Genomic DNA, 9,086 nt, shown 5'->3' with positions numbered 1-9,086 from the left:
TGCGCCGCGCCCTGTCCGGCTGGAGCGGCGCGATCGGGCCGCCGGTCGCCCCGCCCGACGCCGCGAAGTCGCTGCGCTGGGCCGAGTCGGCGGTGACGCTGATGGAGCGCGGCCTGCTCCCGGCCGCCGAGGTACTGCACTGCACCGAGCACACCCAGGCCCTCGTCCTGCTCCAGCCCGAGGAACTCGTCGACGACCTCACCCGGCGCGCGCTCGCCCCCCTCACCCACTGCGGGCCCGCGCACGCCCGGCGCCTGGCCGAGACGCTGCTGGCCTGGCTGGAGACGAGGGGCGGCGCCCCCGAGGTCGCGGCCCGGCTCGGCGTCCACCCGCAGACCGTCCGCTACCGCCTGCGCCAGATCCGCGAACTGTGGGGCGACGAGGTCGACGACCCGGACCGCCGCTTCGAGCTGGAACTGGTACTGCGGGCCCGCCGTCTGCGCGGCGAACTGGGACAGCAGCCCTAGGACGGGTTCTGGAAGGCCCGCCGCGATCTCCTCACGGACGCCCATTGCCCGGTCAACCCCCCGGTGCGTAGCCTATGTTCGCGATACCGACCAACCGTTGGTATCTCGAACGCAGGCCATCGAACCAAGGGAGGGGGCCGGCCGTGGGACGTCTCGTACCCGCCGTCACCCGGGCTCTGGACATACTGGAGCTCTTCCTGGACGGGGACGGCACGCTGTCCGCTCCCGACATCGTCCGCAAGCTACAGCTGCCGCGCACCACGGTCCACGAACTGGTCACCACGCTCGCCGCGCGCGCGTACATCGTGCAGGTGCCCGGCCAGCCCGGCCGCTACCGCCTCGGCGTGCGCCCCTACCAGCTCGGCAGCAGGTACGCGGAGCAGCTCGACCTCGCCGCCGAGGGGCAGCAGGTCGCGCGCACCGTCGCCGAGACCTGCGACGAGACGGTCCACGTGGCGATCCTGGAGGGCACCGACGTCATCTACATCGCCAAGGTCGACTCCACGCACGCCGTGCGGATGGTCTCCGCGGCCGGCCGCCGACTGCCCGCCCACTGCACCTCCGTCGGCAAGATGCTCCTCGCGTCCCTGCCCGAACCGCAACTGGCCGCCCGCATCCCGGACGACGCCCCGCTGACCGGCATGACGGAGAACTCGATCACCGACCCGGCCGTCCTGCGCACGCACCTCGCCGACATCCGTGCGCGCGGCGTCGCGGTCGAGAGCCGGGAGTCGAACCCGGACGTGTCGTGCGTCGCCGCCCCGGTGCGCGACCGCACCAACCGGGTCGTCGCCGCGCTCTCCATCTCCGTACCGATGATCCGTTGGAGCGACGACCGCGAGGCCGAGCTCGCGCAGCTCGCCGTCAAGGGCGCCGCGGACCTCTCCGAGCGGCTCGGGCACCGGGGGACGGCGTGAGCGCGCGCACGGGCGTCGAGGTCGCGGTGCGCGAGCGGGCGACGCTCGGCGAGGGGCCCACCTGGGATCCGGCCGCGGGCCGGCTGGTCTGGGTGGACATCCTCGGCTCACGTGTCCACACGTACGAGCCCGGCAGCGGCCGCCGCACGGTCCTCGCCACCGAACAGCACGTGGGCGCCGCGAAGCCCCGCACGGATGGCGGCCTGGTCGTCAACCTCCGTGACGGCGTGGCCAGTTACGCCCCCGACGGGACGTTCTCCTGGCTGCACCGCGAGCCCGTCCCCGGCCGCCGCGGCAACGACGCGGCCGTCGCCCCCGACGGGGCGCTGTGGGCGGGTTCGATGGCGTACGACGAGACGCCCGGCGGCGGCAACCTCCTGCGCGTGGCGCCCGACGGCACGACGACCGAGATCCTCGACGACGTCACGGTCTCGAACGGCACGGGCTGGAGCCCCGACGGCACCCTCATGTACTACGTCGACACCCCGACGCGCCGCATCGACGTGTTCGACGTCGAGGGCGAACGGGTAGGCGGACGACGCGAGTTGGCGACCGTGGAGGAAGGCGCGGGCTTTCCCGACGGGCTGACCGTCGACGCCGAGGGCTGTGTGTGGGTGGCGCTGTGGGACGGCGGAGCCCTGCGCCGCTACACGCCGTCCGGCACGCTGGACCGCACGGTTCTGCTTCCCGTACGCCGCCCGACGGCCTGCGCCTTCGGCGGCCCCGGCCTGACCGACCTGTACATCTCGACGGCTCACGTCGGCCTCAACGCCCCAACCCCACTGGAAGGTTCACTACTAGTACTCCCAGAATCCGGCCAGGGCTTCACGCAACCAGCCTTCGGTTAGACGCCCGCCCCCTCGGCCGCACCGCATCCATTTCGGTGCGGCCCATTGATCTTCACCTTCATCAGCTCGTGGAGAAACTTCCTGTGGCTGCGCGTGGCAGCAACTGCCCTGATCTGATGACGATGCCGCCGGAGCGGGTGGCGCCGCACGAGGCCACGGGCACGACCCTGGCGAAGGGCACCTTTCGAGCGACCCTGGAACCGCTGTCCTTGCACGTGATCCGGCTGGCGTAGGGCTGCGCTCGTGTCGGCAGAGCCCCGGTCATCGCGGTTGATCCTGCGCATCTGTTCGGGTGGACACCATTGACCGGATCCAGCGCGACAGGACCCATCCCGCGCATTCACGGCATGGGTGCCCGTAAAAAGCTGTCAGTCCGCCCTGGGCTGCCGCAGCGGACTCCTCCCCGGGTGTGGCGGTCCTAGGGGCCCACTGATTTCAAGGTGACTCGCTCTCTCAAGCCATCCATGGAGCGGCCCGCCAGGGTAATTCTGGCCCCGTGAGGCGGGTCAAAGAAGTCGACCTTTCTGCCGTAGCGGTCGATCTCCACCAGCCGCCAAGGTTCGGTCCCGGATACACCTTCAGATGTTTGATCCGAATCGATCGCGAACTGTTGTCCGATTCGAGCTGTACCGCCTACGCAGCGGACAATGCAGGTAACTTCTCCAGATTTAGAAGATTCCAAAGAAATCACCTGGATTTCGGCATGATTTGTTTCACCCATGCTGTACGCCTCTCGCACGAATTCGGTAATCTGGTCTGGCGTGAGTTTGGGAATATCCCACTCCAGGGCATCGGTAATCCCGCCGTAAGAATGTACTTTGGGTACATGTATTCCCATGCCCCAATTACCCCCGCCCGTACCCGCGGACAGCTAAGTCGCGGGTACGGGCGGGGGTATTTGGAGGCGGGGCGGGAGGGGTCAGGAGGTGCTGAATGTGTGCACCGTTGTGGAGCGGTAGGTGTCGCCGGGGCGCAGGACCGTCGACGGGAACGCCGGGTGGTTCGGGGAGTCCGGGAAGTGCTGGGTCTCCAGGCACAGGCCGTCGCCCTGCCGGTAGGTGCGCCCGGACGGGCCGGTGAGCGTGCCGTCGAGGAAGTTGCCCGAATAGAACTGCACGCCCGGCTGGTCGGTGGCGATCTTCAGGGTGCGGCCCGACGCGCGGTCGCGCAGCGTCGCGAAGTGCACCGGACGCCGGGTGATGCCCTTGTCCAGGACCCAGTTGTGGTCGAAGCCCTGCGCGGTGACCAGCTGCGGGTGCGCGGCTCGGATGTCGTCGCCGATCGCCTTGCCGGAGCGGAAGTCGAACGGCGTCCCGGCCACCTTCGCCAGCTCGCCGGTCGGGATGAGCGTGGCGTCGGTCGGGGTGTAGCGGGAGGCGTCGAGGGTCAGTTCGTGCCCCTCGACGGACCCGCTGCCCTCGCCCCCGAGGTTGTAGTAGGTGTGGTTGGTGAGGTTCACGACGGTCGCCTTGTCCGTCGTGGCCTCGTAGTCGATGCGCCACTCACCGCGCGCCGTGAGGGTGAAGGTGACCTTCACCCTGAGCGTGCCCGGGTAGCCCATCTCCCCGTCGACCGACGTGTAGTGCAGCGTCAGGCCCACGTCGGAGCCCGACGCGAACGGCTCCACGTCCCACACCCGCGTGTTGAAGCCCTTCGCCCCGCCGTGCAGCGAGTTGACCCCGTCGTTCACGGAGAGCTGGTGCACCGTGCCGTCGAGGGTGAACCGCCCCTTGGCGATGCGGTTCCCGTAGCGGCCGATGGTCGATCCGAAGAACGTGGTCCCGGCCACGTACGCCTCGATGGTGTCGTAGCCGAGCGACACGTTCACGTACCGGCCGTGCCGGTCCGGGATCTCCAGGGACTGGACGATGCCGCCGTAGGACAGCACCTTCAGCCGCGTCCCGCCGTTCTCCAGGGACCAACGGTGGACCTTCGTCCCGTCGGCCAGCTTGCCGAACAGCTCCTTCACCGGTCTCTTTCCTGACGTGGCGTACGCCGTGCCACCGAGGGTGGTGGCGGCGACGCCCGCGGCGGCGGCCGCCGCGAGCACCGTACGTCTGGTCGTGTCCATCTGACGCTCCTAGCAGGGGAGTTGTGCCTGATGACGCGGGACGTGTGGGGGGTGGGACGCGGCTTCCGGCGGGCGGGAGCCGCTACGAGCCGACGCGACGCTTGTTCCATACGTCGAAGCCGACCGCGGCGAGCAGCGCCAGGCCCTTGATGACCGACTGCCAGTCGGAGCCGACGCCGAGCAGGTTCATGCCGTTGTTCAGCACGCCGAGGACGAGACCGCCGATGATCGCGCCGAGGACGGTGCCGACACCGCCGCTCATGGACGCGCCGCCGATGAACGACGCGGCGATGGCCTCCAGTTCGAAGTTGAGGCCGGCCTTCGGCGAGGCCGCGTTGAGACGGGCGGCCACGACCAGACCCGCCAGGGCCGCGAGCATGCCCATGTTCAGGAAGACGAAGAAGGTGACCTTCTTGTCCTTCACGCCGGACAGCTTCGCCGCCGGGAGGTTGCCGCCGATGGCGTAGATGTGCCGCCCGAAGATCGAGTTGCGCATCAGGTAGCCGTAGCCCACGACCAGGACGCCGAGGATCAGCAGGACGATCGGGGCGCCCTTGTAGCTTGCGAGCAGCATCGTGACGACGGCGATGGCGGCCACGATCGCGACCAGCTTCAGCACGAACAGGTTGAACGGCGGCAGGTCGAGGGCGAACTCGTGCTGGCGGCGCCGGTCCCGGATCTCCTGCACGACGACGGCCGCGGCGAGCACGATGCCGAGCAGCAGGGTGAGGTTGTGGTAGTTGGTGTCCGGGCCGACCTCCGGCAGGAAGCCGTTGCCGATCTTGCCCAGGCCCTCCGGGAACGGGCCGAGCGTCTGCCCCTTGAGCAGGATCTCCGTGAGCCCGCGCCACACCAGCATGCCCGCGAGGGTCACGATGAACGACGGTATGCCGCCGTACGCGATCAGCCACCCCTGTATGCAGCCGGCCGCGCCGCCCATCACGAGGCAGACCACGCCCGCCACGGGCCAGGACACGTCATGGGTGACCATGAGGACGGCGGCCGTCGAGCCGATGAAGGCGGTGAGCGACCCCACCGACAGATCGATGTGCCCGGCGATGATGACCAGCATCATGCCGATCGCGAGGATCAGGATGTAGCTGTTCTGCAGCACCAGGTTGGAGACGTTGCGCGGCAGGATCAGGTCGCCGTCGGTCCAGATCGCGAACACGACCACGAGCAGGCCGAGCGCGATCAGCATCCCGTACTGGCGCATGTTGCGGCGCATGCCGTCGAGCACGAGCTGCAGCAGCCCGCCCCCGGCGGCGCCCCCGCCCTTGCCCGGCGGCGCGGGCGCCGGGGACTTGTCCATCACGTCGGTGCTCATCGCGTTACCTCTTCTGTCCCGTTCTTTTCCTTGGTCATCAGGCGCATCAGGGACTCCTGCGTCGCCTCCGCACGCGGTACCTCACCGGTCAGCCGGCCCGCGCTCATCGTGTAGATGCGGTCGCACATGCCGAGCAGCTCGGGCAGTTCGGAGGAGATGAACACCACCGCCTTGCCCTCGGCCGCGAGCTTGTCGATGACCGTGTAGATCTCGTACTTGGCACCGACGTCGATCCCGCGGGTCGGCTCGTCGAGGATGAGCACGTCCGGACCCGCGAAGATCCATTTGCTGAGGACGACCTTCTGCTGGTTGCCGCCCGACAGCTTGCCCGCCGGTTCGAAGACCGTCGGGGCCTTGATGTTCATCGACTTGCGGTACTCCTCGGCGACCTGCCGCTCCTCGTGCTCGTCGACCAGGCCCCGCTTGGAGACCTTGCCGAGCGCCGCCATCGAGATGTTGCGGTTGATGGTGTCGATGAGGTTGAGGCCGTAGTGCTTGCGGTCCTCGGTCGCGTAGGCGATGCCGTGCCCGACGGCCTCCGCGACCGTCTTCGTACGGATCTCCTTGCCGTCCTTGAGGACGGTGCCGCCCGCGTAACGCCCGTACGTCCGCCCGAAGACGCTCATCGCGAGCTCGGTGCGGCCCGCGCCCATCAGCCCCGCGATGCCGACGATCTCCCCGCGGCGCACCTCCAGGGAGACGTGGTCGACGACCTTGCGTTCGCGGTCGAGCGGGTGGTGCACGGTCCAGTCGCGGATCTCCAGGGCCGGCGCCGCCCCGGCCTCGGGCGTGTGCGGGGTGCGCGTGGGGAAGCGGTTCTCCAGGTCGCGGCCGACCATCCCGGAGATGATCCGGTCCTCGGTGGTCTCCGGGGCGTGCACGTCGAGGGTCTCGATGGTGCGGCCGTCGCGCAGGATCGTCACCGAGTCGGCGACGCGACGGATCTCGTTCAGCTTGTGGGAGATGATGATCGAGGTGATGCCCTGGTCCTTCAACTCCAGGATCAGATCGAGCAGTTTGCCGGAGTCCTCGTCGTTCAGCGACGCGGTCGGCTCGTCCAAAATCAGCAGCTTCACGTCCTTGGCGAGCGCCTTGGCGATCTCCACGAGCTGCTGCTTGCCGACGCCGATGTCGGCAATCCGGGTGTTGGGGTTCTCCGCCAGGCCCACCCGGCGCAGCTGCCGGGTGGCGTGCCCCAGGGTCTCCCGCCAGTCGATGAGCCCGCGCGTGGCGTGCTCGTTGCCGAGGAACATGTTCTCGGCGATCGACAGGAAGGGGACCAGGGCCAGCTCCTGGTGGATGATGACGATGCCGCGCTTCTCGGACGCGTTGATGTCCTTGAAGTGGCAGGGCTGACCCTCGAAGAGGATCTCTCCTTCGTAACTCCCGTGCGGATGAAGGCCGGAGAGCACCTTCATCAGGGTGGACTTGCCGGCGCCGTTCTCTCCGCAGATGGCGTGGACCTCGCCCTGACGCACGGTCAGCGTGACGTCCGAGAGCGCCTTCACACCGGGAAAGGTCTTGACGATCGAGCGCATGTCCAGGACGGGTCCCGCCATGGTCGTGCCCTTCAACTAGTGGTCGGACAGGGGTACTTACTTCTGGCCGAGGTCGGCCTTGGTGTAGTAGCCGCTGTCGACGAGCTCCTTCACGTAGTTGTCCTTGGTGACCAGGACCGGGTTGAGCAGGTACGAGGGGACGACCTTGGCGCCGTTGTCGTAGGTCTTGGTGTCGTTCACCTTGGGCTTCTTGTCGTGCAGCACGTCGTCGACCATGGTCACCGCGACCTGGGCCAGCTCGCGGGTGTCCTTGTAGACGGTCGAGTACTGCTCGCCCGCGACGATCGACTTCACCGAGGCGACCTCCGCGTCCTGGCCCGAGACGGGCGGCAGCGGCTTGGACTTGGAGCCGTAACCGTCCGACTTCAGGGCGGACAGGATGCCGATCGAGATGCCGTCGTAGGGGGAGAGCACCGCGTCCACCCGCGTGCTGCCCTTGTACGTCGAGGTCAGGATGTCGTCCATGCGCTTCTGGGCGGTGGCGCCGTCCCAGCGCAGCGTGGTGACCTGGTTGAGCTTGGTCTGACCGGACTTGACGACCAGCTGCTTCTTGTCGACGTAGGGCTTGAGCACCTTCATCGCGCCGCTGAAGAAGTACTTCGTGTTGTTGTCGTCGTTGGAGCCGGCGAACAGCTCCAGGTTGAACGGGCCCTTCTCGCCCTTGTCCAGACCGAGCTTGCTGACCAGCGAACCGGCCTGCAGCTCGCCGACCTTCTCGTTGTCGAACGTCGCGTAGTAGCTGACGTTCTTGGAGTCGAGGATGAGCCGGTCGTAGGCGATGACCGGGATGTTCGCGTCGGCGGCCTGCTGCAGGACCGAGCTGAGCGACTTGTTGTCGATCGCGGCGACGACCAGCGCGGAGACGCCCTGCGTGATCATGTTCTCGATCTGGGAGACCTGCTGGTCGGGGTCGTCCTCACCGAAGACCAGCTGCGTCTTGTAGCCCTTTGCCTTCAGGGACTTGACAACGTTGTTGCCGTCCGCGATCCAGCGCTCCGAGGACTTGGTCGGCATCGCGATGCCGACGGTCGAGCCCTTGGCACTCTTCTTGCCCTCCTCCTTGCCCCCTTCGCTGTCCTGGCCGCAGGCGGTCAGGGTCAGCGCGAGAGTGGAGGCGGCGGCTATCGCGGCGAGAGCGGCTCGGCGGTTTCGCATGGTCATCATCCTTGATGTGTGAGTGCTGAGCTCGGTCGGCGGTGCGAAATCGCGGTGCGCAAGCGTGAGTTGACCGAGTAAAGATGCGTCGGATTCTGCGCGGCCTTGTGTGGTTCTGGGAAGTTGCGTTTCCGGAACGTTATTGGGCCGTGTCGAAGCGTCGGAGATCGCCGGGCAGCCGGGACCCGAGCGGCGACATGCTGCCGACGGCTCCGTGGCGTTCCAGCAGATCGAGGGCGAGCCGTCCCCGGCGCACCCGTTCACGGGCGGTGTCGAGGGTGAGATCGCGCAGATGGGCACCGTACGGATAGATCCCGGGCGCCTTGGCCAGGCCGAACTTCAGGTACAACGGAGCGCCGCGGCGCACCAGTTCGGCGATCTCGTACATCCGGATGTACCCGCCCAGATCGTCCGGCGCCTCGACGTACATGTCCATCGGCGCGGCGGACTGCCGCCGGATCTCGGTGAGGTGGGCGAGGGTCAGGTCGGACGGGACGTTCAGGGAGTCCGCGCCGAGCCGCTCGAAGACGGCGTACGAGGCCGGGTTCACCGGCCCGACGAGCGCGGAGACCTTGAGGGTGGTGTCGGCGGGAATGATCCCCTGGACTCGGGCCCGGTGCAGCGTCCACAGCACGCCCTCGTCGGCGACGAGCAGGCACGTGACGCCCAGCTCGGTGGCGCGCACGGCGTCCTCGACGCAGCCGGCGACGGCGTCGTGCCCGCGGGCCCGCAGCCCGGCGCC

At 68.2% G+C, this 9,086-nt stretch carries 8 protein-coding genes and 1 pseudogene; 3 read left to right on the top strand and 6 right to left on the bottom strand.

What is annotated here, in order from left to right:
- The 3 genes from G3I40_RS30715 to G3I40_RS30705 form a co-directional block, all read left to right on the top strand.
- The coding region (locus G3I40_RS30715; RefSeq protein ID WP_164305894.1) for a PucR family transcriptional regulator at positions 1 to 467 on the top strand (467 nt) is incomplete at its 5' end.
- A 143-nt stretch (positions 468 to 610) separates the two neighbouring features.
- Positions 611 to 1,384: an IclR family transcriptional regulator gene (locus G3I40_RS30710; RefSeq protein WP_164305893.1), complete on the top strand. Its 774-nt coding sequence runs from the start codon at positions 611 to 613 to the stop codon at positions 1,382 to 1,384.
- Entirely contained in the window at positions 1,381 to 2,232 is an 852-nt protein-coding gene (locus G3I40_RS30705) for an SMP-30/gluconolactonase/LRE family protein (protein ID WP_164305892.1), read from the top strand. The genes G3I40_RS30710 and G3I40_RS30705 overlap by 4 nt, the downstream gene beginning before the upstream one ends.
- A 418-nt stretch (positions 2,233 to 2,650) precedes the next feature.
- On the opposite strand, the gene G3I40_RS30700 is transcribed toward G3I40_RS30705, so the two are convergent.
- The 6 genes and pseudogenes from G3I40_RS30700 to G3I40_RS30675 all read right to left on the bottom strand — a co-directional run.
- Positions 2,651 to 3,070 (bottom strand): hypothetical protein, encoded by a 420-nt coding sequence (locus G3I40_RS30700; RefSeq protein ID WP_164305891.1) that lies wholly within the window; start codon positions 3,068 to 3,070, stop codon positions 2,651 to 2,653.
- A gap of 81 nt (positions 3,071 to 3,151) precedes the next feature.
- Positions 3,152 to 4,303 carry an aldose epimerase family protein gene (locus tag G3I40_RS30695; RefSeq protein ID WP_164305890.1) on the bottom strand — a complete coding sequence of 384 codons (1,152 nt, stop codon included), beginning with the start codon at positions 4,301 to 4,303 and terminating at the stop codon, positions 3,152 to 3,154.
- An 82-nt stretch (positions 4,304 to 4,385) separates the two neighbouring features.
- Complete coding sequence (gene mmsB, locus G3I40_RS30690) at positions 4,386 to 5,630, bottom strand: multiple monosaccharide ABC transporter permease (RefSeq protein ID WP_164305889.1); 1,245 nt, start codon at positions 5,628 to 5,630, stop codon at positions 4,386 to 4,388.
- Positions 5,627 to 7,189 carry a multiple monosaccharide ABC transporter ATP-binding protein gene (mmsA, locus tag G3I40_RS30685; RefSeq protein WP_164305888.1) on the bottom strand — a complete coding sequence of 521 codons (1,563 nt, stop codon included), beginning with the start codon at positions 7,187 to 7,189 and terminating at the stop codon, positions 5,627 to 5,629. Before mmsA ends, mmsB begins: the two co-directional genes overlap by 4 nt.
- 36 nt (positions 7,190 to 7,225) lie before the next feature.
- Positions 7,226 to 8,344, bottom strand: a complete 1,119-nt coding sequence (gene chvE / locus G3I40_RS30680; protein ID WP_164305887.1) for a multiple monosaccharide ABC transporter substrate-binding protein — start codon at positions 8,342 to 8,344, stop codon at positions 7,226 to 7,228.
- Between the two features lie 139 nt (positions 8,345 to 8,483).
- Positions 8,484 to 9,086: pseudogene (locus G3I40_RS30675) on the bottom strand (hypothetical protein); the annotation flags it as partial.

Origin of the sequence: Streptomyces sp. SID14478 (assembly GCF_010548525.1) — a bacterium.
In the GTDB taxonomy this organism is placed as follows: domain Bacteria; phylum Actinomycetota; class Actinomycetes; order Streptomycetales; family Streptomycetaceae; genus Streptomyces.
This window is presented reverse-complemented; position numbering and strand designations above follow the sequence as displayed.

Coding starts and splice junctions, on each gene's coding strand:
- G3I40_RS30695 (WP_164305890.1), bottom strand. CDS start 4,303: ATGGACACGACCAGACGTACGGTGCTCGCGGCGGCCGCCGCCGCGGGC.
- G3I40_RS30700 (WP_164305891.1), bottom strand. CDS start 3,070: ATGGGAATACATGTACCCAAAGTACATTCTTACGGCGGGATTACCGAT.
- mmsA (WP_164305888.1), bottom strand. CDS start 7,189: ATGGCGGGACCCGTCCTGGACATGCGCTCGATCGTCAAGACCTTTCCC.
- mmsB (WP_164305889.1), bottom strand. CDS start 5,630: ATGAGCACCGACGTGATGGACAAGTCCCCGGCGCCCGCGCCGCCGGGC.
- chvE (WP_164305887.1), bottom strand. CDS start 8,344: ATGCGAAACCGCCGAGCCGCTCTCGCCGCGATAGCCGCCGCCTCCACT.